15 protein-coding genes are annotated in these 24734 nt (G+C 61.7%); 7 read left to right on the forward strand and 8 right to left on the reverse strand.

Going from position 1 to position 24734, the window contains the following annotated elements; genetic code table 11:
* Positions 1–65: 65 nt before the first annotated feature.
* From ACM6G4_RS27975 to ACM6G4_RS27985, 3 genes are all read left to right on the forward strand, one after another.
* The gene (locus tag ACM6G4_RS27975) at positions 66–824 is read left to right on the forward strand and encodes a PIG-L deacetylase family protein (RefSeq protein WP_414915072.1); all 759 of its coding nucleotides are present in this window, start codon (positions 66–68) and stop codon (positions 822–824) included.
* A gap of 96 nt (positions 825–920) precedes the next feature.
* The gene (locus ACM6G4_RS27980) at positions 921–1721 is read left to right on the forward strand and encodes an endonuclease/exonuclease/phosphatase family protein (RefSeq protein WP_414915073.1); all 801 of its coding nucleotides are present in this window, start codon (positions 921–923) and stop codon (positions 1719–1721) included.
* A 181-nt stretch (positions 1722–1902) separates the two neighbouring features.
* Positions 1903–4431, forward strand: coding sequence for an autotransporter outer membrane beta-barrel domain-containing protein (locus ACM6G4_RS27985; protein WP_414915074.1), 2529 nt, complete (start codon positions 1903–1905; stop codon positions 4429–4431).
* A 116-nt stretch (positions 4432–4547) separates the two neighbouring features.
* Here the strand turns inward: ACM6G4_RS27985 and glgB are convergent, their stop codons facing one another.
* From glgB to ACM6G4_RS28000, 3 genes are read right to left on the reverse strand one after another with little or no spacing between them, the layout of a single operon-like run.
* Positions 4548–6779, reverse strand: a complete 2232-nt coding sequence (gene glgB, locus ACM6G4_RS27990; RefSeq protein WP_414915075.1) for a 1,4-alpha-glucan branching protein GlgB — start codon at positions 6777–6779, stop codon at positions 4548–4550.
* A gap of 2 nt (positions 6780–6781) precedes the next feature.
* Entirely contained in the window at positions 6782–10123 is a 3342-nt protein-coding gene (treS, locus tag ACM6G4_RS27995) for a maltose alpha-D-glucosyltransferase (RefSeq protein WP_056727518.1), read from the reverse strand.
* A 56-nt stretch (positions 10124–10179) separates the two neighbouring features.
* Entirely contained in the window at positions 10180–12177 is a 1998-nt protein-coding gene (locus tag ACM6G4_RS28000; RefSeq protein WP_414915076.1) for an alpha-1,4-glucan--maltose-1-phosphate maltosyltransferase, read from the reverse strand.
* A 215-nt stretch (positions 12178–12392) separates the two neighbouring features.
* On the opposite strand from ACM6G4_RS28000, the gene ACM6G4_RS28005 reads away from it, so the two are divergent.
* Positions 12393–12560, forward strand: coding sequence for a hypothetical protein (locus tag ACM6G4_RS28005; protein ID WP_177336494.1), 168 nt, complete (start codon positions 12393–12395; stop codon positions 12558–12560).
* A 41-nt stretch (positions 12561–12601) separates the two neighbouring features.
* Here ACM6G4_RS28005 and ACM6G4_RS28010 read toward each other — a convergent pair whose 3' ends face one another.
* The gene (locus ACM6G4_RS28010; RefSeq protein WP_056727522.1) at positions 12602–13099 is read right to left on the reverse strand and encodes an MgtC/SapB family protein; all 498 of its coding nucleotides are present in this window, start codon (positions 13097–13099) and stop codon (positions 12602–12604) included.
* A gap of 121 nt (positions 13100–13220) precedes the next feature.
* Here ACM6G4_RS28010 and ACM6G4_RS28015 point away from each other — a divergent pair, with 121 nt between their 5' ends.
* The 3 genes from ACM6G4_RS28015 (at position 13221) to mapR (ending at position 16615) form a co-directional block, all read left to right on the forward strand.
* Positions 13221–13454, forward strand: coding sequence for a DUF3203 family protein (locus ACM6G4_RS28015; protein WP_056727524.1), 234 nt, complete (start codon positions 13221–13223; stop codon positions 13452–13454).
* Between the two features lie 195 nt (positions 13455–13649).
* Positions 13650–15062, forward strand: a complete 1413-nt coding sequence (gene ccoG, locus ACM6G4_RS28020; RefSeq protein ID WP_414915077.1) for a cytochrome c oxidase accessory protein CcoG — start codon at positions 13650–13652, stop codon at positions 15060–15062.
* A gap of 143 nt (positions 15063–15205) precedes the next feature.
* A complete protein-coding gene (gene mapR / locus ACM6G4_RS28025; RefSeq protein ID WP_414915078.1) occupies positions 15206–16615 on the forward strand; it encodes a GntR family transcriptional regulator MpaR in 1410 nt (469 codons plus the stop codon).
* 152 nt (positions 16616–16767) lie between these two features.
* Here mapR and ACM6G4_RS28030 read toward each other — a convergent pair whose 3' ends face one another.
* The 4 genes from ACM6G4_RS28030 to ACM6G4_RS28045 all read right to left on the reverse strand — a co-directional run bounded on the left by ACM6G4_RS28030 (position 16768) and on the right by ACM6G4_RS28045 (position 24597).
* Complete coding sequence (locus tag ACM6G4_RS28030; RefSeq protein ID WP_056727529.1) at positions 16768–17514, reverse strand: SDR family oxidoreductase; 747 nt, start codon at positions 17512–17514, stop codon at positions 16768–16770.
* Positions 17515–17612: 98 nt separating this feature from the next.
* Entirely contained in the window at positions 17613–19730 is a 2118-nt protein-coding gene (locus tag ACM6G4_RS28035) for a putative bifunctional diguanylate cyclase/phosphodiesterase (RefSeq protein ID WP_223541470.1), read from the reverse strand.
* Positions 19731–20011: 281 nt separating this feature from the next.
* Positions 20012–21493, reverse strand: coding sequence for an efflux transporter outer membrane subunit (locus ACM6G4_RS28040; protein WP_056727532.1), 1482 nt, complete (start codon positions 21491–21493; stop codon positions 20012–20014).
* Positions 21490–24597 (reverse strand): efflux RND transporter permease subunit, encoded by a 3108-nt coding sequence (locus ACM6G4_RS28045; protein ID WP_414915079.1) that lies wholly within the window; start codon positions 24595–24597, stop codon positions 21490–21492. Before ACM6G4_RS28045 ends, ACM6G4_RS28040 begins: the two co-directional genes overlap by 4 nt.
* Between the last annotated feature and the right edge of the window lie 137 nt (positions 24598–24734).

Below are 24734 nucleotides of genomic sequence, written 5' to 3' on the forward strand. Positions count from 1 at the left end.
TCACGGGTCTGCCGGGCTGGTCCCATGCACGACTGAAGGCGACGCAGAACAAGGACGTATCGACTATGAAACCCGTTTCCCTGAGCGATGCCAGCCTGCCTTCACAGATCTGGAACAGCGCCCCGCAACTGGACAGCATTCCGGTCATCAGCACCCAGTCGCTGGTACCCACCGGCGCACGCGCGGTGCTCATTGCCCCGCACCCCGGCGATGAGGTCGTGACCTGCGGCGGCCTGCTGCAGTTGCTCAGCAACCTCGGCCACCCGCTGCAATTGATCTCGATCACCGACGGCAGCGCCAGCCATCCGGGCTCTCGGCAGTGGTCGGAAAAACGCCTCAGCGTGTTTCGTCCCCAGGAAAGCGTCGAAGCCATCCGCCGGCTCGGGTTGCCGATGCACAGCCTGAAGTGGATTCGTGGCGGGTTTACCGACAACGCCCTGGTGGAGCACGAAGATCAGATCGCCCAATTCATCACGCGCTACCTGCGCCCCGGTGATGTGGTGTTCAGCACCTGGCGCGAGGACGGCAACGTCGACCACGACACCGTTGGCCGCGCCAGCGCCAGGGCGGCAGCCAACGCAGGGGCAACCTACAACGACGTACCGTTCTGGGCCTGGCACTGGCCGGCACGAGACCGTGAACTGATCCCCTGGCACCGCGCCCGCAAGGTGCGCCTCGATACCTGGACCGTCGCCCGCAAGAGCCACGCCACCCATGCCTACGCCAGCCAACTGGACGGCGAACCGGCCATCGGCCTTGCGCCGTTGCTGCCCCGGCCGCTGTTGGAGCGTATCCGTTTGCCTTATGAAATCGTGTTGGTATGAACTCATCGATTATCGACCCGGTGCAGTCCATCGGACTGAACTGCCTGCCTTTGCATCAGTCGCATGCATAAGCAGCCTTGAGTCAGAGGAGTGTAAGTGGCCAGTTATCCAAAACGGCAGGCAGCCGAATCGACACCCTTGAACACGCCCCCGACGATTCATCGGCTTCGCGTGCTGACGGTCAACACCCACAAGGGTTTTACTGCACTCAACCGGCGCTTCATCCTTCCTGAGTTGCGTGAAGCGGTGCGCAGTACGTCGGCAGACCTGGTGTTTCTGCAAGAAGTCGTCGGCGAGCACGACCGCCATTCCTCCCGCTACAACGATTGGCCACAAACCTCGCAATATGAATTCCTCGCCGACAGCATGTGGAGCGACTTCGCCTATGAGCGCAACGCCGTCTATCCCGACGGTCACCATGGCAATGCCCTGCTGTCGAAATACCCGATCCGCGAGTATCGAAACCTGGATGTTTCCATTACCGGCCCGGAACGCCGTGGCTTGCTGCACTGCGTGCTGGACGTGCCGGGGCATCGCGAAGTGCATGCCATTTGCGTTCACCTCAGCCTGCTGGAAAGCCATCGGCAACTGCAGTTGCAGTTGCTCTGTCAGCTCCTCGAATCCCTGCCGGATGATGCGCCGGTGATCATTGCCGGCGACTTCAACGACTGGCAGATGCAAGGCAATGCCACCCTTGCCCGCCGCGACTACTTGCACGAAGCCTTCGAACGCCACCTTGGCCGACCGGCCAAAACCTACCCCGCGCGGTTTCCCTTGCTGCGCCTCGATCGCGTCTACCTGCGCAACGCCAGCAGCCACCAGCCGCAAATACTGGGAAACAAGCCGTGGACGCACCTGTCCGATCATTTGCCGCTGGCGGTGGAAGTGCACTTGTGAATCACGGCTATCAGGCGCCTGGCGCTGTGATAACGCCCCCCACCTGTTATTTCTGACAGTAGCCGCATTGAAGCGGTGCCTGCTACGTTGGTGACGCCCTGCCGATGCCGGTAAGGGCAGTCGGTCCTGGCCATTGCTGACGGCCAAAGGAACGGACGTTGATCCCATCGCGGAGGCAACCATGGAGTTTTCGACAGATCTGCCCAAATACCGTTTAAGCGCCTGCCTGTTCTCGATCTGGTTATGCGCGAACTGGCCCCAGGCTGCCGACGCCGCCTGCACACTCATCCCCACCGTCGGTAACGACAACTTCGTCTGCGACAGCGCCACCAGTGGACCGTTGACCGACCTGTCGGGCAACAACACCCTGACCTTTCCTGCCAACGGCACCGGCAGGATCAACGGTAACGTGACCTTCGGTACCGGCGCCGACACCGTGACCATTGCTTCGGGCACCGTAGCCGGGGCACTCAGCCAAGGCAATGGCATCGATGACTTCGTCATGTCTGGCGGAACTGTTCAGTCACTGGCCCAAGGGGATGGTCGCGATACCTTCCTGATGACCGGCGGCACCATCGTCGGCGCTTTCGAGGACGGCGACGTCGCCAGGATGACCGGTGGCTCCATCGGCCGGGTTGACATGAAGCTCGATAACAATCTCTTCGAAATGTCGGGTGGGCAGATACTTCGCAACCTGGTGACCGGTTTGGGCACCGATACCATCATCGTTTCCAGGGGGAGGATCGGTGGCAACATCAGTGTCAGCAATGGCAACGACAGCATCACGGTCACCGGCGGGGAAATCGTCGGCGAGATCCGCGCCGGCAATGGCGATGACACCCTGGTATGGGACGGCGACGGGATCATCCGCTCGCAAATCCTGCTGGAGGCCGGCAACGACAGCGCCACCCTGCGCAACCTCAGCGAAAGCACCCTCGCCCTCACCCCGAGCATCAATGGCGGCGTCGGCAATGACCTGCAGACCTTCGATCACACCACCTCGTCAGGCGCCGCCCGGTATATCAACTGGGAAACGGTCAATCTCGCTAACAGCTCGCGCTTTGATCTCGATGGCACCTTTCAATTGGGGGACAGCACCAGCGGCACGGGCGTGTTCAATCTCGATGGCAGCAGCACCCTGACGTCGGCGCAAGGCAGCATCGTGCCATTGACCGCAGGTCGGCTCGTTACCTTGAACAACAGCGGGATCATCGACCTCACTCGTGGCAACTCGCGCACCAATGACAGCCTGACGGTTGAAGGCAATTACGTGGGTAACGGTGGCCAGTTGTTGTTGCAAAGTGCCGTGGGCGATGACAGTTCTCCCAGTGACAAGCTGGTGGTCAACAACGGGACATTGACCGGCAGCACCCTGATCAGCGTCACCAACCTTGGCGGCGTGGGCGCCTTGACCCGGGAAAACGGAATCCAGCTGGTACAGGCCCAAGGCACGGCGGTCAGCGACAGCACCGCGTTCGCCCTCAAAGCCCCGGTGTCGGTTGGCGCCTTCGATTACCGCCTGTTCAAAGGCGGTATCACACCGGGCAGCGAAAACAGTTGGTATTTGCGCTCCCAGGTGGTGGCGCCGCCAGTCGTTGCCGTCGCCAACCCTGATCCCGCGCTGCCGCCGACGCTGGTGCCCATTGTGGCAGTGCCGGTGGCCGCACCGGTGGTTGTGGCCACCGCGGCTGAAGGCGTTGCAATCGTCGAAGCCCCGGTGCTACCGGCCGCCGTACCCGGCGCAGCACCAATCCCCTTGTATCGCGAGGCCGTACCTACGTGGTCGGTGGTGCCGCCAGCTGCAGCACAGTTGAGCCTTGCCGCGTTGGGCACCTTCCATGACCGTCAGGGCGATCAGAGCCTGCTGAGTGAAACCGGTGTCTTGAGCGCCGGTTGGGGCCGGGTCTACGGCAAGAACCTCGAGCAGACCTGGGCCGGCACCGTCACCCCAAGACTGGACGGCTCGCTCAACGGTTTTCAGGTCGGCAATGATCTGTTCAGCTCAGAGTGGGCGGGTGGGCAAACCCAGCGCAGCGGTTTCTTCATCGGCCACAGCCGCCTGCAAGGCGATGTCGACGGTTTCAATCAGGGCTTCGCGGGCAAGCGCTCCGGCAACGTCGAGTTGGAAGGCGACAGTCTTGGCGTTTACTGGACCCTGACCGATCGCGCCGGCGCGTATCTCGATACCGTGGCCATGTACACCCGGCTCAACGGCGACAACCGCTCCGAAAGTGGACTGAAGATCGACAATGAAGGGCACGTGACGACGTTATCGGCAGAAGTCGGATACCCGATCCCGGTGGCCGGTAACTGGGTGGTCGAACCCCAGGCACAGGCGATTTACCAGAAAGTCAGACTCGACAGCCAGGACGACGGTATTTCCCATGTCTCGTTCGATTCCGACACTGCCTGGACCGGCCGCGTCGGCGCACGCCTGAAGGGTCGCTACGAGGTCGGCGGCCGGCCGCTGGAACCTTATCTGCGGGCCAACATCTGGCACACCTTCACAGGTACCGATACGGTCACCTTTGACCATCTCGATCAGGTCGAAACCCAGCAACGAACCTCGTCCGCCGACCTGGGCATCGGCATGGTGCTGAGCGTTGCAGACTCGTTCAGCGTGTACGCCGGACTCGACTACACCAACAATATCGACAGCAACCAACAACGGAAAACCTACGGTAACCTGGGTGTACGGCTGCGCTGGTGAGGAAATACTTCAAAAGATGCTTTGACCAGGCTGGCTCCTTCGCGAGCAGGCTCGCTCCCACATTCATCCAATGTGGGAGCGAGCCTGCTCGCGAAAGGCAGCAACGCGGCTCTGGATCAGCCCTGCGGCCTTAACATCAACACCGCCAACGGCGGCAAATTCAGCACCAGCGACAACGCCTGCCCATGACTCGGCGTCTCCTCGGCCACCGCCCCGCCACTGTTGCCGTAATTGGAACCGGCATAGATGGAGGAGTCGCTGTTGAGCACCTCGTTCCACTGCCCGGCAAACGGAACCCCGACGCGATAAGCCTCACGCGGCACCGGCGTAAAGTTGGCCACCACCAGCACCGGCTCACCCTCCTTGCTCCAGCGCAACCAGGCATAAACGCTGTTGATCGCGTCATCGCCGATCAGCCACTGGAAACCCTGCGGCACATCGTCCTGCTCATGCAGCGCCGGCGCTTCGCGGTACAAGCGGTTGAGGTCGGCCACCAGTTTCTGCACACCCTGGTGCTCGGGATATTGCAACAGGTACCAGTCCAGTTGCTGGTCATGGTTCCACTCGCGCCACTGGCCGAATTCGCAGCCCATGAACAACAGCTTCTTGCCCGGATGCGCCCACATGAAACTCAGGTAGGCCCGCAGGTTGGCGAATTTCTGCCAGCGGTCGCCGGGCATCTTGTCGATCAGTGAGTGTTTGCCATGCACCACTTCATCGTGGGAGATCGGCAGGATGAAGCGCTCGGACCACGCATACACCAGGCCGAAACTCAGCTCGTTGTGGTGATGGGCGCGGTACACCGGGTCCTGCTGGATGTAATGCAGCGAATCGTGCATCCAGCCCATGTTCCATTTGTAGGCGAAGCCCAGGCCGCCCTGTTGCGTGCCCTGGCTGACACCCGGCCATGCGGTGGATTCCTCGGCGATCACCAACGCACCGGGCGCTTCGAGTGCCACCACGTCATTGAGGTGACGCAGGAAGTCGATGGCTTCCAGGTTCTCCCGCCCGCCATGGCGGTTCGGCACCCACTCGCCGGCCTTGCGCGAGTAGTCGCGATACAGCATCGAGGCCACTGCATCGACCCGCAGGCCGTCGACATGGAAATGCTTGAGCCAGTGCAGCGCCGACGCCAGCATGTAGCCGTGCACTTCGGTGCGACCCAGATTGTAGATCAGTGTGTCCCAGTCCTGGTGGAACCCTTCCTGCGGGTTGCCATACTCGTACAGCGCCGTGCCATCGAACTGGGCCAGGCCATGGGTGTCGGTGGGAAAATGCGCCGGCACCCAATCGAGAATCACCCCGAGTTCGGCCTGGTGGCAGGCGTTGATGAACGCAGCGAACTGGTCCGGCGTGCCATAGCGCGCACTCGGCGCGAATTGCGACAGCAACTGATAACCCCACGAACCGCCGAACGGGTGCTCCATGATCGGCATCAGTTCGATGTGGGTGAAGCCCAGGTCTTTGACATAGGGAATCAGTCGCTCGGTCAGTTCCGGCCAGGTGTACTGGCGGGCCACTTCACCCAGGTCATCCAGCTCGCATTGCCACGAACCGGCGTGCAATTCGTAGATCGACAACGGTGCCGTCACCCGCTGGCGGTCACCCCGGGACATCATCCAGTCCTGGTCCTGCCAGTCGATGCTCAAGGGTGAGGCGACTTTCGAGGCGGTGTCCGGCGGCAGGCTGGTGGCCAGCGCCACGGGATCGGCCTTCAACGGCAGAATGCCATGGGCGCCGAGAATCTCGTATTTGTAGGTGTCCCCGGCTTGCAGGCGCGGGATGAACAATTCCCAGACTCCGGTGGGATGACGCAGGCGCATCGGGTGCCGGCGCCCGTCCCAGACGTTGAAATCGCCGACCACCGACACCCGCCGGGCATTCGGTGCCCACACCGCGAAACGCACGCCGTCGACGCCGTCCACGGTTTTCAGTTGCGCGCCCAGGCACGCGCTGAGGTCGCGGTGATTGCCTTCGGCAAACAGGTACAAATCCATTTCGCCCAGCAATGGGCCAAAGCAGTACGGATCTTCTGCGGTTTGCTCGCCGCCGGCCCAACGGGTGCGCAGCAGGTACGCTTGCGCTCGATCGAAATGCCCGACGAACAAACCCGGTGTCTGCGTGGCCTCAAGGTGACCCAGATCCTCGCCGGAGTCCCTGGCCAGTACCTGCACACTCAGGGCGCCCGGCAGATACGCACGAATGAATTGTCCGCCGGCACCATCGGCGTGGGGGCCGAGAATGGCGAAAGGATCGATATGCTCGGCACGCACCAATGCATCGATATCCCGCGCCCTGGGTAGCAGCGCTTCTTTGTGATGACCCTGTTCCTTGTTCGAGAAACTCATGACTACTCTCCACCAAGATCGGAAAAGGGTTTAAGCCCACTCAATAATCCATATAAACCGTGCAACGGCACGGGCAACCACGCGGGGCGATTTTCCGCCTCATAAGCCACTTCATACGCCGCCTTCTCCAGGCCGAACAACGCCAGCGCGGCATCCTCGCCTTCGGGATCTTGCCATGCATGGGCAAGACTAGCTGCCGCCAGCCGATAAGCGTCGACAAATGCTTGCCGCGCCTCGCTCAAGTAGCGATCGGTGACCCGCAAGCGCGCAGCATCGGCTGCCGCGGTGTTGTCGACGCTCTGCACATTGATCGCCATCGCCGCCGCATAGTCGAAAGAGCGCAGCACGCCGCTGACATCCTTGTACGGGCTGTGTTTGCCCCGTCGTTCATGCAATGGCCGGGCCGGTTCGCCTTCAAAGTCGATCAGGTAGGCATCGCCCTTGATCACCAGCACCTGCCCCAGATGCAGGTCGCCGTGCACACGTATACGCAAGCCGCCCACGGTCTTTTTACCCATCGCTTGTACATGGCCGAGGATGGCCTTCTTGTTGTCCAGTAAACGGCCGACCAGGGTCTGGTCCGCCGGGCTCAATTGACTTTTATGTTGCTTGAGCAAGCTCAGCGCGTGCTCGATTTGCGCTGCAACATCCTTGGTCGAAGCCAGCGCCTCTTTCTGCGTGGTGACCTGGGGCATGAAGTCCGGATTGGCACTCGGCGCCGCCAGCACCTGGTGCATTTCCCCCAGGCGCTGACCGAGCATAGCGGCGAAATCTTTCAGTTCGCCGAGCGCGTTGTAATGTTGTTCCTGCTCGGACACAGCGTCGGCCAGCTCATCGCGCAGCGCCCGTTCGAGGTTGTTCTGGGTCCATTCCCAGGCGTCGCCCTGATTGCTCAGATAGCCTTGGGCGATCATCAGCAAATTGTCTTCACCCGCCCCGTCCCGGCGCACCACGGCCCCGAGCAATGGCGAAATATTGCTGAACCCGGCTGCGGTCAGGTACGCGCTCATTTCCAGTTCCGGGTGCACACCGCAGGCGACCTTGCGGATCAGCTTCAGCACCAGGCTGTTGCCGATCACCACCGAGCTGTTGGACTGCTCGGCGGACAGGTAACGTACCGGCGACTCGGCATTGAGGCCGAGTTTTTCCAGCTCCGCGGTGGACTCGAAACGAATGTCGCCATCGCTGGAGGCCAATACGGTGCCGGCCTGAATGCCCTGCAAGACGGCATGCACAAAGGTCTCCAGGCTGAAGGCATCGGTGATAAGACCGACCTGGCGTCCGCGCCGTACCCGCGACAATGCCAATTGCTGCGGCAGCGGGGTACCGACCTGATCTTCCGAGATAAAGCCGAACGGCAACTGGTAGCGACTGCTCTGGCCAGCGCTGGTGACATTGATCTCACTGAACAGCACCGGATGCTGCGGATCGCCGAACCGCACGCCATAGGCCAGGTCGACCTGTTCGATGGCGGCGTCCTTGCCCGCGAACCAACGGCGGTTCTGCAGCCAGTTGGGCAGGATGCTGTGCTCCAGCGTGGTGCGTGACGGAGCCTCCAGCAATTCCTCCATGCGCTTTTTCAGCACCAGCGTGGTGAAGTCCGGCAAGCTTTGTGCGGGCTCCACGTGCCAGCTCGGCATCTGGTTTTCCGCGGCGAGCCCAAACCAGTAGAAGCCGTAAGGCGCCAGCGTCAGGAGAAAATTCAGCTGGCCGATGGGCGGGAACGCGTTACCCCCGAGCATTTCCACCGGCACCATGCCGACATAGGCCGACAGATCCAGCTCGGCGGCCTGGGCGCTGCGCGACACGTTGGCCACGCACAGAATGACTTCGTGCTTGCCGTCCACCCCGGTGAATTCGCGGGTGTAGGCCAGAATCCGCCGATTGCTCGGCGACAGCATTTTCAACGTACCGCGCCCGAAGGCCTTGGATTGCTTGCGCACGGCGAGCAGGCGCCGGGTCCAGTTCAATAGCGAATGCGGGTCGCCAGCCTGGGTTTCGACGTTGACCGACAGGTAGCCATATTGCGGGTCCATGATCGGCGGCAGCACCAGGCTCGCCGGGTCGGCCCGGGAAAAACCGCCGTTGCGGTCGATGGACCATTGCATCGGCGTGCGCACACCGTCGCGGTCGCCGAGGTAGATGTTGTCGCCCATGCCAATCTCATCACCGTAATACAGGGTCGGCGTGCCGGGCATGGACAGCAGCAGGCTGTTGAGCAGCTCGATCCGGCGGCGGTCTCGCTCCATCAGCGGCGCCAGGCGACGGCGAATCCCCAGGTTGATCCGCGCCCGGCGGTCGGCGGCGTAGTAATTCCACAGATAGTCGCGTTCCTTGTCGGTGACCATCTCCAGGGTCAGTTCATCGTGGTTGCGCAGGAAGATTGCCCATTGGCAGTTGGCGGGTATATCCGGGGTCTGGCGCAGAATGTCGGTAATCGGGAAGCGATCTTCCTGGGCCAGCGCCATGTACATGCGCGGCATCAACGGGAAGTGAAAGGCCATGTGGCATTCGTCGCCGTTCAGGCCTTTCTTGTCGGTGTCGCCGAAGTACAACTGGGTGTCTTCCGGCCACTGATTGGCCTCGGCCAGCAGCATGCGGTCTGGGTAATTGGCGTCGATTTCCGCGCGGATCTTCTTCAGGACGTCGTGGGTTTCCGGCAGGTTCTCGTTATTGGTACCGTCGCGCTCGATCAGGTAGGGAATGGCGTCCAGGCGCAAGCCGTCGATGCCCATGTCGAGCCAGTAACGCATCACCGACAGCACCGCTTTCATCACTTGCGGGTTATCGAAATTCAGGTCCGGCTGGTGGGAGTAGAAACGGTGCCAGAAGTATTGGCCGGCGACCGGGTCCCAGGTCCAGTTGGATTTTTCGGTGTCGAGGAAAATGATGCGGGTGCCGTCGTATTTCTGATCGTCATCAGACCACACATAGAAGTCCCGCGCCGCCGATCCGGGTTTGGCCTTGCGCGCCCGCTGGAACCACGGGTGCTGGTCGGAGGTGTGGTTGATGACCAGCTCGGTGATCACCCGCAGGCCGCGCTTGTGCGCCTCGGCAATGAACCGCCTGGCATCGGCCATGGTGCCGTAGTCGCTGTGCACACCACGGTACTCGGCAATGTCATAACCGTCGTCGCGCCGTGGCGAGGGATAGAACGGCAACAGCCAGATGGTGTTGACGCCCAGGTCGGCGATGTAGTCGAGCTTGGCAATTAAACCGGGAAAGTCGCCAATCCCGTCGTTGTTGGAGTCGAAATACGATTTGACGTGGACTTGATAGATCACCGCGTCCTTGTACCAGAGCGGGTCCTTGATGAACGTGGCTGCCTTGGGTTTCTTCGCCATGTGAAACTCCTGGTGAATTCATCTTGGCCACAGGCGGAGTATCCCCTGTGGTGTTCTCAAGAGGCGGTAATTCTCCAAATCCCGAACGGCTGGTACGCCGGGTCGATCCGCATGAATTGCTGTTTGCCATGCCAGGTCCAGCGATGGCCATTCATCAGGTCTTCGCCATGAGTGCTGGCGTAGTCCGGCAAGCCCATTTCCCACAACGGCAACTCGAAGTTCGCCTCCTGCACGTTGTGCGGATCGAGGCTGACCGCCACCAGAATGAAATTGCTGCCGTCCAGGCTGCGTTTGCCGAAGTACAGGATGTTGTCGTTCCAGGCGTTGTAGACCTTCAGGCCCAGGTGCGTGTGCAACGCCGGGTTCTGCCGCCGGATGCGGTTGAGCTGGGCGATCTCGGCAATGATGTTGCCGGGCGCGTTGAAGTCCCTGGGGCGGATTTCGTACTTCTCGGAATCGAGGTACTCCTCCTTGCCTGGCACCGGTGCCGACTCGCACAACTCGAAACCCGAGTACATGCCCCACAGGCCCGAGCCCATGGTCGCCAGCACGGCGCGGATGAGAAACCCGGGGCGCCCGGATTCGTGGAGGAACACCGGGTTGATGTCCGGCGTATTGACGAAAAAATTCGGCCGGTAGCATTCGCGCCACGGCGATTCGTTGAGTTCGGTGAAATAGGTCGCCAGTTCAGTCTTGGTGTTGCGCCAGGTGAAATAGGTGTAGCTCTGGGAGTAACCGACCTTGCCCAGGCGCGCCATCATGGCGGGGGTGGTAAAGGCTTCGGCGAGGAAGATCACCTCGGGGTACAGCGCCCGTACATCGGCGATCAGCCACTGCCAGAACGGCAACGGCTTGGTGTGCGGGTTATCGACGCGGAAGATCTTCACGCCCTCCTCGACCCAGCCCACCACGATATCCCGCAACTCCACCCACAAGCTCGGAATCGCCTCCGGGGCATAGAAGTCGACATTGACGATGTCCTGGTATTTCTTCGGCGGGTTTTCCGCGTACTTGATCGTGCCGTCCGGCCGCCAGTTGAACCAGCCCGGGTGTTGCTTGAGCCACGGATGGTCCTGGGAGCACTGGATGGCAAAATCCAGGGCGATTTCCAGGCCATGGGCCGCGGCGGCCGCCACCAGTCGGCGGAAGTCTTCGCGGGTACCCAATTGCGCGTGAATCGCTTCGTGCCCGCCCTCCTCGCTGCCAATCGCATAGGGGCTGCCCGGATCATCGGGGCCCGCCGTCAGGGAGTTGTTCGGACCCTTGCGGTAACTACGCCCGATCGGATGGATCGGCGGGAAATACAGCACATCGAAACCCATGTCCTGAATCATCGCCAACCGCGAATGCACGTCATTGAAGGTGCCATGGCGCTCCGGGCTGTCGGTGATCGAACGCGGGAACAACTCGTACCAACTGGCAAACTGCGCCAGTTCTCGCTCCACATCCACCGGGTACTCCGGGCTCAGGCTCAAGTAGGCGCGATGATCGACGCGAGCCATGAGGTCGGCGCTACGCGGGTGCAAAAACAGTGCAATCTGCTCGGTTTCAAGCAGCCCTGACAGTTCATGGTGCAAGGCCGCCAGTTGCTCGCTGAGTAGCCCTTCGCTGCGTTCGGCGGCCTGCTGGACATGAATCCGCCCTTCCTGCAGTTCCAGGCTGACGGGCACCGCCGCCGCATGCTTCTTTTCCAGCTCATAACAAAAACTGGCGAATTGATCGATCCAGGCTTCGATACAGAACAGATAACGGCCCTGGCTGTTGACCCGGAACTGCCCTTGCCAGCCGTTATTGCCCAGGTCCTTCATGGCCGCGCTTTGCCAGGCGTCCCCATCTTCGGCCCGCCAGCGCACGCGAACCGCCAGCTTGTCATGCCCGTCGGCGAAGACCTTGGCCGTCACCACCACGTCCTGCCCCACCACGGACTTGACCGCGAACTGCCCGCCTTCAAGGGTCGGCATGATGTTTTCAATGACGATACGCGGCAGCAACAACGCCTGCGACAGCGGCATGTGCGGGTTGTAGCTCAACTCAGTCGGTTTTTCAGCCGTCATCGAGCCTCTCTCCTTACGCCCCATGGACGCGCTTGTGTCTGGTCGCCACCCCGCCGGGCAATCCGCCCCGGGATGAAGTCACTTAGGTTCCGAGCGACAGCCGCCGGGAAAGTTTCATCGACAATTTCCGGAATCAAGTCCTACGCGCTGCGGTCAACCAACCAGTCCACCTACTTAAGCACGACTCACGCCATGTGCCACCGGAGGCTTGAACAATGAACAATCCTTTCCCGGCTGAAACCCCCGACCCCAACATCGACAACCCGGTGATACCGCCGAGCGATCCGCAGCCGGTACCCGAACAGGATCCGCCCGAAAAGAACCCGCCGCCAAGGGAAGAACCGCCAACGACGATGCCACCGGTGATTGTGAACCCTGAATGACGACAGTTGATCGTTCCCCCATGCTGGCCGGGGGAACGATCTCATGGGTGATCCTTATCGATCAGCTTCACAATCCCCGGCATCACACTGAAAACCCCCAGCGCCAGCAGCGTACTGAGCACCGCCGTCGCCTCCCGGCCCAGTCCGGCCGCGACACCGATGGCGGCGGTCATCCACAGGCCGGCGGCGGTGGTCAGGCCTTTGACGTGGCTCTCATCGCCGTCGTGGTTTTTCAGGATGGTGCCAGCCCCCAGGAAGCCGATCCCGGCAATCACGCCCTGCACTACCCGGCTCATGGCATCGGCCTGCGAACCGGACATCTGCGGCACCAACACGAATAGCGCCGCCCCCATCGCTACCAGCATGTGGGTACGCACGCCAGCGGCCTTGCCCTGGTGTTCACGCTCGAACCCGAGAATCCCGCCCAGCACCGCAGCCATCAACAGGCGCACGGTCACTCGCGTCAGCTGCGAGGCATCGCCGATGTCGACGAACTCGCCTTGCAGGGTCACCCAGACTTCGTGCCACCAGGCGTTCATGGGGTTGTCCTTGAGAGAGGCCATGGAGGGTGGACCGCAGCGACCACTAATCGGTTGCACAGAACGATGACCGGTGGTTGCGGCCTGAAACTATAGACTCCACTGAAAAAAGGATCCCGTCATGACTGTGCGCATCGAGAACCAGACCTGCTTTTTCACCACTGAAAATGGCGAACTCATTCGTCTGTGTCCCGACGTGACCATCGTCACCGACGGTGCCAAGGCCATGTCGGCAGTGGACATCGAAGGCGAGCGCATCTACATCACTGAAGCCGAGGCTGACGCCTTGACCGTCGCAGGCGCGGTGGATGGACGCCGGCACTTGAAAGCCACCGACAGTGGTTCGGTGATTTGATCGGGTTTGATCCGCACCTGCCGCTGCTGCTTTGCGAGGGCTACTGAGCCCGGCAGTGACGGCTGCTTCAAGTTGTCGCAGGCCGTGCAAACACGACCATCTGATCTGCTTTTTAACGCAATACCTGAGTCTGTTATGCAAACAGTTCGCCGCTCATAGTGCTCATGCCTGATGGAGGCTGATGAGCGAAAGACCATGAGCGAAAGAATCCCCGTCCGAACCGTAGAAACATTCGAGCCTTCGCGTCTGAAGATGAAGGCCAAATCCAGCGACAATCTGATCCACACCCGCAGCTTCACCGGGCTGTTCCGCAACCTGCGCATCAGCGGCGCCGGTTTTCTGTTCTTGCTGTTTTTCGGCACCGTGTGGCTGAACTGGGGCGGCCGCCAGGCAGTGCTCTGGGACCTTTCCGAAAGCAAGTTCCATATCTTCGGCGCGACCTTCTGGCCGCAGGATTTCATCCTGCTCTCGGCGCTGTTGATCATTGCCGCGTTTGGCCTGTTTGCGATTACCGTGTTCGCGGGCCGGGTCTGGTGTGGCTACACCTGCCCGCAAAGCTCGTGGACCTGGATCTTCATGTGGTGCGAGAAGATCACCGAAGGCGAACGCAACCAGCGGATCAAGTTGCAAGCCGCGCCGTGGGGCCTGAACAAACTGATGCGTCGCTCGGCCAAGCACACCTTGTGGCTGGCCATCAGCCTGCTGACCGGCCTGACCTTCGTCGGCTATTTCACGCCGATCCGGCCGTTGGCCGAAGAGCTGCTGAGCTTCCAGATGAGTGGGGTCAGCCTGTTCTGGGTGCTGTTTTTTACCGGCGCCACCTACATCAACGCCGGTTGGCTGCGTGAAGCGGTGTGCATGCACATGTGCCCCTACGCGCGGTTCCAGAGCGTGATGTTCGACAAGGACACCCTGACCATTTCCTACGACGTGGCCCGGGGCGAAAACCGTGGCCCGCGCAAACGCGAGGTGAAACCCGCCGAGGTCGGTCTGGGCGATTGCATCGATTGCCAGCTGTGCGTACAGGTCTGCCCGACCGGCATCGACATTCGCGATGGCTTGCAGATGGAATGCATCGGTTGCGCCGCGTGCATCGACGCCTGCGACTCGATCATGGACAAAATGGGCTACGCCCCAGGATTGATCAGCTACACGTCCGAGCATCAATTGCAGGGTGGCAAGACACACCTGCTGCGTCCGCGCCTGATCGGCTACACCGCCGTGCTGCTGGTGATGGTTGCCGCCTTGGTGATGGCATTGGTGCAACGGCCGATGGTGTCCCTCGACGTCAGCAAGGACCGGGGCCTGTTCCGCGAGAACAGCCAGGGGCAGATCGAAAACATCTACAGTCTGAAGGTGATCAACAAGACCCAGCAGCGTCAGGACTATCAATTGAGCCTGGTGGATGCCGATGATTTCCAGTTGCAGGGCAGGACCGAATTCACCCTGGCGCCGGGGGAGATTGTCGATGTGCCAGTGTCGGTGGCGATGCTCACGGAGCGTCCGGCCAGCAGTTCGCAGAGCATCGGCTTCAAGGTGGTCGACAGCGATGAGCCCGGCGTCTACAGCGTGGCGAAGAGCCGGTTTGTTGCGCCGATGAATCGCTGAGCCTTTAAGATGCAGAGCTTTAAAGATCGCAGCCTTCGGCAGCTCCTACGCACGCAGGCCGATCCATTGCAGGAGCTGGCGAAGGCTGCGATCTTCGCGGTACGACCGTCCCTTTGTCCAAATGACACCCAACCGGGCTTTTGATGAAACGCTACGAAAAATTCGCCGACGACATCGCAGAACTGATCCGCAACGGCGTCCTGGGTCCCGGCCAGCGGGTACCGTCAGTGCGTTACGCCAGCCAGACCTACGGGGTTAGCCCGTCCACGGTGTTCCAGGCCTATTACCTGCTGGAACGTCGCGGCCTGATCCGCGCCCGCCCGCGCTCCGGCTACTTCGTCAACGCCCATGCGCCACGGCCGTTTTCCGAGCCGGTGATCAGCAATGAGGTCAACGAGTCGACGGCAGTCGACGTCAGCGAACTGGTGTTCTCGGTGCTCGACTCGATCAAGGACCCGAACACCGTGCCCTTCGGCTCGGCGTTCCCCAGCCCGACGCTGTTTCCCCTGCAACGCCTGTCCCGTTCCCTGGCCAGCGCCAGCCGCGAGATGGATCCGCGCATGGTGGTCACCGACATGTCGCCGGGCAACCCGCAGCTGCGCCGGCAAATCGCCCTGCGCTACATGGTCGGCGGGCTGATGTTGCCCATGGAAGAGTTGCTGATCACCAACGGCGCCCTCGAAGCCCTCAACCTGTGCCTGCAAGCGGTGACCCAACCTGGCGATCTGGTGGCCATCGAGGCCCCGGCGTTCTACGCCTGCCTGCAAGTGCTCGAACGCCTGAAACTAAAGGCGGTGGAAATTCCCGTACACCCACGCGATGGCATCGACCTCGGCGTGCTCGAGCAAACCCTTGAGCGCCATCCGATCAAGGCCTGCTGGTGCATGACCAGTTTCCAGAACCCCATGGGCGCGACCGTGCCCGAGGCCAGGAAACAGCAGCTTGTGGAATTGTTACGGCACCACCAGGTGCCGCTGATCGAAGACGATGTCTACGCCGAACTGTATTACGGCCAGCAAGCACCGAAACCGGCGAAGGCCTTTGATACCGAAGGCCTGGTGATGCACTGCGGTTCGTTCGCCAAGAGCCTGGCCCCCGGCTACCGCATCGGCTGGGTCGCCGCCGGGCGTTACGCGCAGAAAATCGAACGGCTGAAACTCATGACCTCGCTGTGCGCCTCGATGCCGGCCCAGGCCGCCATCGCCGATTACCTGCAACACGGCGGCTACGACCGGCACCTGCGTAAATTGCGCCATGCCCTGGAAGACCAGCAAAGCGCCATGCTCGCCGCCATCGCCCGCTATTTCCCGGCGCAGACGCGGGTCAGCCAACCGGCGGGCGGGTACTTCTTGTGGCTTGAATTGCCGGAGCAGATGGATTCGTTGAAGTTGTTCCAGATGGCATTGGCCCAAGGCATCAGCATTGCACCGGGGCCGATCTTTTCGCCGGCGCAGCGCTTCAGGAATTGTATTCGGCTGAACTACGGCAGCCCGTGGACCGAGGAATCGGAGAAGGCGATGGAGACGTTGGGGCGGATTGTGCGGTCGTTCTGATGGTTGGATGTTGCCTGCACTATCGCCTTCGCGAGCAAGCCCGCTCCCACAAGGGTTTATCGGTGTACACAATATCTGTGAACACTGGAGATCCACTGTGGGAGCGAGCTTGCTCGCGATGAGGCCAGCGCAAACAACGCCGGTTTCAGGAGTTAACGCCCACCACCAAGATCAACAAAAGTCCCGGTCGCATAAGAAGCCTTGTCCGACAGCAACCAGACAATCGCCTCCGCCACTTCATCCGGGCGCCCGCCACGGGCCATCGGGATCGCCGACTCCAGCTTGCTGACCCGATCCGGGTCACCGCTCAAGGCATGGAAATCGGTATAGATGTATCCCGGACGCACGGCGTTGACCCGAATCCCCTCACCCGCCACTTCCTTGGACAGGCCGATGGTGAAGGTGTCCAGCGCGCCCTTGGATGCGGCGTAATCCACGTACTCGTTGGGCGATCCCAAGCGCGAGGCGACCGACGAGACGTTGACGATGCTCCCGCCCTGCCCGCCGTGCCTGGGCGACATGCGCAGGATCGCGTGCTTGGCGCAGAGGATCGGCGCCAGGACGTTGGTTTTCATGATTTTCAGAATGCGGAACTCGGACATTTCGTCGACCCGGGACTTCTGCCCGACGGTGCCGGCGTTGTTCACCAGCGCGGTGACCCGGCCCAGCTCACTGTCTACCCGATTGAACAGGGCGATGACTTCGTCTTCGATACTGACGTCGGCCCGTACCGCAATGGCTTGCGCACCGAGGGCGCGGACTTGCTCCAGCACGCCGAGTGCGGCCTGTTCGTCCGCCTGATAATTGATGCAGATCCGATAGCCCTGCGCGGCGGCCAACAGCGCGGTGGCGGCACCAATGCCGCGGCTACCGCCGGTGATGACGATGACTTTGTCCATGCGAGCTTTCCCCCCAATCAAAGCTTAAGCGGTCGGGGGCAAGAATAACTGCCATTGGCGGTTTTTGCATTGCTTCACATCAGCTGTCATGTCGGTTGTCATGTCATCGACATCTCGCGCTCGGCACTGGCTTTCAATTGCTCGACCAATTGCTCCCCGCGATGGATTTCCACCATGAATCCTGCGGCGGGCAGCGGATGCCCCAGCAGGTAACCCTGCAACGAATCACAGCCGAGTTGAGTCAGGAAGTCCTGCTGCACGCCGGTTTCCACGCCTTCGGCGACGATGCGCAACCCCAGCGCCTGGCCGAGGGCGACGATGGCCGAAACGATGGCAGCGTCGTCGCTGTCGTGCTCCAGGTCCCGGACGAAACCACGATCGATCTTCAGTTCGTTGGCTGGCAGGCGCTTGAGGTACATCAAGCTCGAATAGCCGGTACCAAAGTCATCGATGGACAGGTCAACGCCCATTTCCGACAGCTCTTGCAGCACCGTCATGCTCGCGTCGGCATCGCTCATGGCGGTGGTTTCGGTGATTTCCAGGGTCAGGCTGTTGGCCGGCAGATGGTGCGTCGCCAGCGCCTTGGCGACGCTCTGGACCAGCCCGGCATGGCAAAACTGAATGGCCGACAGGTTCACCGCGATGCGCCAGTCGGTGTAGCCCAGCACGTACCACTCGCGCATCTGGCGGCACGCTTCGTTGAGCACCCACTCGCCGATCGGAATGATCAGCCCGGTTTTTTCCGCCATTTCAATGAATTTGTCCGGCAGCAGCATCCCTTGCGTCGGGTGCTCCCAGCGCAACAAGGCCTCGGCGCCCACTGGCCGGCCATTGGCGGCATCGAACTTGGGCTGGTAATGCAGGCTGAATTCCTGCTGTTCCACGGCATTGCGCAGGTCCTGCAGCAATTGCAGCTGTTTGCGAGCGTTGCTGTTCATCGAGGCATCGAAAAAGCTGTAGCCGTTTTTACCCGCGCCTTTGGCGTGATACATCGCCGCGTCGGCATTCATCAGCAATTCATGGGCGGACTGGCCGTTACCCGGGTAAAGCGCGATGCCGACGCTGGCGGAAATGTGCAAATCATGTTCGGCAACCCGGAACGCGCGCGCGATCAGCCCGACCTGACGGGCTGCCAGGTTCAAGGCGTCGTTCTGTTCGCTCAATTGCACCAGCAACACGAACTCATCGCCGCCGATCCGCGCCAGGGTGTCCTGGCTGCGCAACTCTTCGCGCAGGCGCACGGCCACTTCGCGCAACAGCAGATCGCCCATGTGGTGGCCGAAGGCATCGTTGACCGGTTTGAAGCCATCCAGGTCGATGAACATCAGGGCAAAGCACCCCCCGTCCTCCTGGACCCGGGACATGGCCTGATCGATTCGATCGGCGAGCAGCGTCCGGTTCGGCAACCCGGTGAGTGTGTCGTGCAGGGCCAGTTGGGTCAGCTCACGGTTGGCCTCGGTCAGCGATCGGGCCAGGCTCGCGGTGCGCGCCTCCAGGCGTGCATCGAGGATCGAGGTCAGCAAGGCAATGCTCAGCACCGCCAACGTGGTGATCAGCACCAGGTTGTCCAGGCCGTTACCGCTCAATCCATTGACCGCCGCGCCACAAAAACTGCCGTCGGCAAAGCGTGCGGCGGCCATCCCGGTGTAGTGCATGCCGACGATGGCGATACCCATGACCACGGCGGCACCGCCACGGATCAGACGGACGTGAGGCGTGTGCTGGCGCAGATGGAAAGCGATCCACAATGCCGCGCCCGAAGCACCGACCGCGATCAGCAGCGAGACGCCGAACAACGTCGGGTCGTAGTCGATGCCCGGCTGCATGCGCATGGCGGCCATGCCGGTGTAGTGCATCGCGCTGATGCCGGCCCCCATGACCAATGCGCCAAAGGCCAGCTGCCAGGCCGGCAATTGCGGCTGGCTGACCAGCCACAGCGCGAAACCGCTGGAGAGCACGCCGATCAGCAGCGACAACAGAGTGATGGCGCCGTCGTACCCAAGGTCGATCGGCAACTTGAACGCGAGCATGCCGATAAAGTGCATCGACCAGATGCCGATGCCCATGGCAACGGCTCCGCCAGCGGTCCACAAATGCACGGCGCGACCTTTGGCGGTGGCAATGCGTCCGGTCAGGTCGAGTGCGGTGTATGAGGCGAGAATCGCTACACAGAGCGAAATGATGACCAGGGTGGGGGAATAGCTGCCGATGAGCATGGAGACTTCTCGCGAATGCCCCCCTTATTGGTATTGATTCTCGCAGGGGGAAAATGCGGCGATTGTACTGATTCCAAATGAGAACGCACTCACAAAATGAGCAAAGGGCCATCAGTCCGATGAAACGCTTGTTTTAAGGTTTTACATTAACTTGTTTCAAGCTGCCGGCACCTGACAAAACCTGTGGGAGCGAGCTTGCTCGCGATAGCGGTGGGTCAGGCAACGTCCATGCTGAATGTGACGCAGCCATCGCGAGCAAGCTCGCTCCCACAGGGATTACGCTATCGGTTTTCGCTCACCTCAAGCTGCCCGTCCCAGCCACCTCCCAACGCTGCAATCAACTGCACGCTGGCTAACAAGCGGCTTTGCAGCAGATCGAGGTTGCTGCGCTCATTGTTCAGCGCCGCCGCCTGGGTCACCACCACATCGATATACGCGATCAAGCCGGCCTTGTACTGGTTCTGGGTCAGGCGCAACGATTCCCGGGCCGCATCCAGTGCCTGTTGGCGCACGACAGCTTCGTCCTGCAGCACCTTGAGCTGCACCAGGAAGTTTTCCACTTCGCGAAAGCCGTCCAGCACGGTCTGGCGATATTTGGCCACCGTTTCGTCATAGGCCGCTTCACTGCGGTCGACTTCCGCCGAGCGCTGGCCGCCGTCGAACAGGGTCATGGCCAATTGCGGTCCGACCGACCAGAAGCGGTTCGGCAGGCTGATCCAGTTGGAATAAGTGCTGCTGCTGTAACCGCCGTTCATGCTCAGGGTCAGGTCGGGGTAATAGGCGGCCTTGGCCACGCCGATGTTGGCGTTGGCGGCCATCACCGAGCGCTCGGCCGACGCGATGTCCGGGCGACGTTCCAGCAGCTGCGAAGGCAGTGCCAGCGGTACTTGCGGCAACTGCGGGATGTCCTGGCTTTCCGCCAGGCTGAATTGCGCTGGCGGCAGGCCGATCAGCACGGCAATGGCGTTCTCGAACTGGGCGCGCTGCCAGATCAGGTCGATCATATCGGCTTCGGTGCCTTTGAGCTGTGTCTGGGCCTGGGCCACCGCGTCCTTGCCCGAAACACCGGCGCGGTACTGGTTCTCGGTCATCTTCAACGAACGCCGATAAGCCTCGACCGTGTCCTGGAGCAAGCGTTTCTGGCCATCGATCACCCGCAGTTGCAGGTAATTCTGCACCAGCTCCGACTGTTGACTCAGGCGCATGGCCGCCAGGTCGGCAAAGCTTGCCTGGGCATTCGCAGTGTCGGCTTCGAGGCCTCGGCGCAGCTTGCCCCACACATCCGCTTCCCAACTGACGCCCGCCTGGGCCGAGTACGTGTCGCGAATACCGCTGGACGAACTGCTCAGGCTGGAGCTGCTGCTACCGGTGCCCTGGCTAGAACGGTTCTTGCTGACGTTCAGGTCCACCGTCGGGAAAAACGCCCCCCGTGCGCTACGCACCAAGGCCTGGGCCTGGCGGTACTGCGCCTCGGACTGGGCGACGGTCTGGTTGGCGCTGTTGAGTTTTTCGATCAGCTCGTTGAGCTGCCGGTCGCCATACAACTCCCACCACGCGCCGCGCGCCAGGGCATCGCTGGGGTTGGCCTGCCGCCAGCCCTCTGCGGCCTTGTACTGCGCAGGCTCCGCTGTTTGCGGGCGCTGGTAATCCGGGCCGACGGCGCAGGCACTGAGCATCGCCACGCACAGTGACAGGCTCAACAGGCGCGAGCCTCGGGCCGTGAGCAGCGGTGCAGCCAGGTTGAAAAGCGAACGGTCAGTCATAGCGGAGTTTCCAGAGCAGCATCGGTACGCACCCCGCGCCATTTATTGAAGCGATGGCGCAGTCTGTCGAGATAGAGGTAAACCACCGGGGTGGTGTAAAGCGTCAGCACCTGGCTGAAGATCAGCCCGCCGATGATGGTCAGGCCCAGGGGCTGGCGCATTTCCGCCCCTTCGGCGCGGCTCATCAGCAAAGGCAAGGCACCGAGGATCGCCGCCAGGGTGGTCATCAGGATAGGCCGCAAACGTTGCAGGCAGGCGCTGCGGATCGACTCCAGCGGTGCCATGCCCTGGCTTCGTTCCAGTTGCAACGCCAGGTCGATCATCAGGATCGCGTTTTTCTTCACCACGCCGATCAGCAGAAACAGCCCCAGCAACGAAATCAGGCTGAACTCGCCGCCCAGCGCGTAGATCGACAGCAAGGCACCGACCCCGGCCGACGGCAGGGTCGAGAGAATCGTCAGCGGGTGAATGTAGCTTTCATACAACACACCCAAGACCAGATACACCGCCACCAGCGCCCCCAAAATCATCCACGGCTGACTTTTTTGAGTCGCCGCGAAAGCGTCGGCTGTGCCGGCCATTTTAGCGATCACGTCTTCCGGCAGGCCGACCTTGGCAATCGCCCGCTCGATGGCGGCACCGCCCTGCTCCACGGTCACGCCTTCGGCCATGTCGAAAGAAATGCTCTCCGAGGCAAACTGGCCCTCGTGGCTGACCCGATCGTCTTCCAGGCTGTTTTCGTAATGGGCGATGGTCGACAACGGAATCCGCGCGCCGTCGGCGGTAATGACCTGGACCTGCTTGAGGGTGATCGGGTCCTGGGCGTATTTCGGATTGACCTCCATCACCACCTGATACTGGTTGAGGCTGTCGTAGATGGTCGAAATCTGCCGCTGGCTGTAGGCGTTGTTCAGCACCGCCGTGACCATGTCCATGTCGACACCCAGGCGCTTGGCCTGATCGCGGTCGACGATCAGGGTCACTTGCCGGGCGCCCCGGCCTTCGCGTGCGTCGATCGCCGTCAGCTCCGGCAAGGCCCTGAGCGCGGTGACGACTTTCGGATACCACTCGCGCAATGCCCCGAGATCCCCGCTCTGCAGGATGTACGAGTATTGCGAGGTGGTCTGCTCCCGGCCGCCACCGAATTGCAGGTCCTGGTCCGCCATGAGCATCAGTTGCGCGCCGGGCACCTTGGGCATTTCCTTGCGCAGGCGTTCGATGACTTTCTGCGCGGAAATGTTGCGTTCCTTGATCGGCTTCAGGCGCACCAGCATGAAGGCGTTGTTGGTGCCGTTGGTGCCGCCAATGAACCCGGCGACGCTTTCTACGGCCTCATCCTTCAACACCGCCCGGCGGAAAATCTCCATCTTCGGCTGCATCACACTGAACGACAGGCCGTCGTCGCCGCGCACGAAACCGATCAGCTGGCCGGTATCCTGTTGCGGCATAAATGTTTTAGGAACAACTACATACAGCGCAATGTTCACGCCGATTGTCACAAACAGACTGAGCAAGGTCAGGCGCTTGTGGCGCAGCACCCAGTCGAGGCTGGTGGCGTATTTGCCGACCATCCAGTCGTTGGCCCGCCGACTCCAGCGTTGCAGGCGGTTCTCCTGCCCCGGCGTGTGCGGCTTGAGCCAGCGGGCGCAGAGCATCGGGGTCAGGGTCAACGACACCACCAGCGAGACCACGATGGCCGCCGCCAGAGTGATGGAGAATTCGCGGAACAGGCTTTCAATGATCCCGCCCATGAACAGGATCGACAGGAAAACCGCCACCAGCGACACGTTCATCGACAGCAAGGTAAAGCCGACTTCCTGGGCACCCAGGTACGCCGCGCGCATCGGCCGCACGCCTTCGTCGATGTGCCGGGAAATGTTCTCCAGCACCACGATGGCATCGTCCACCACCAGCCCTGTGGCCAGGATCAACGCCATCAGCGACAGGTTGTTCAACGAAAAGCCGTAGAGGTACATCACGGCAAAGGTGCCGACCAGCGACACCGGCACCGCCAGGGTCGGGATCAGCGAAGCGCGGAAGTTGCCGAGGAACAGGAACACCACCAGGATCACCAGCGCCACGGCGATCAGCAGGGTCATTTCCGCCTCGTGCAGCGTGGCCTTGATCACCGGCGAGCGGTCCATGGCCAGGTTCAGCTTGACGCTGGCCGGCAGCACCGCCTGCAAAGCCGGCAACTGCGCCTTGATCTCGTTGACCGTCTCGATGATGTTGGCGCCGGCCTGCCGGTTGATCACCAGCAGCACCGCCGCGTCATCGTTGAAGAAACCGCTGTTGTAGCGGTCCTCGACGCCATCGCTGACCTTGGCCACATCCTTCAGGCGCAGGGCCGCGCCGCCGTTGTAGTGGATGATCAGCGATTCGTAGTCCTTGGCTTTTTCCAGCTGGTCGTTGGCCTGGACCTGCCACAGCCGTTGATCGTCTTCCACCGAGCCCTTGGGCCGGCGCACGTTGGCGTTGGCGATGGTGTTGCGCACATCGTCCAGCGCCACGCCGTACTGGTTCAACGACTGCGGTTCGAGTTCGATACGTACCGCCGGCAGCGAGCTGCCACCGATCTGCACCTCGCCGACGCCCTGCACCTGGGACAGGCTCTGGGACAGGATCGTCGAGGCCAGGTCATAGAGCTGACCTTTTTCCAGCACATCCGACGTCAGCGACAGCACCATGATCGGCGCCTGGGACGGGTTGACCTTCTTGTAGGTCGGCATGCTGCGCATCCCGCTCGGCAGCAGTGTGCGCGAGGCGTTGATCGCCGCCTGCACTTCCCGCGCCGCGCCATTGATGTCGCGGTCCAGGTCGAATTGCAGGATCACCCGGGTCGAACCCTGGCTGGAGCGGCTGCTCATGGTGTTGACCCCGGCAATGCTGCCGAAGGAGCGCTCCAGAGGCGTGGCCACGGTCGATGCCATCACCTCGGGGCTGGCCCCGGGCAGGCTGGCCTGGACCACGATCACCGGAAAGTCCATTTGCGGCAGCGGCGACACGGGCAGCAAACCGAAGCTCACACCGCCCAGCAGCATGATCGCCAGGCTCAGCAACATGGTCGCGACCGGGCGCTTGATGAAAGGTCCCGAAAGGTTCATCGATGATTGCCCCCCGCACCAACCCACGAGCCCTGCTGCCCCCCTGTGGGAGCGGGCTTGCTCGCGAAGAGGGCCTTGCATTCAACATTCCTGTCGACTGACCGGACGCCTTCGCGAGCAAGCCCGCTCCCACAGGT

The sequence above is a fragment of the Pseudomonas sp. IT-P258 genome (assembly GCF_949767825.1).
Lineage (GTDB): Bacteria > Pseudomonadota > Gammaproteobacteria > Pseudomonadales > Pseudomonadaceae > Aquipseudomonas > Aquipseudomonas monachiensis.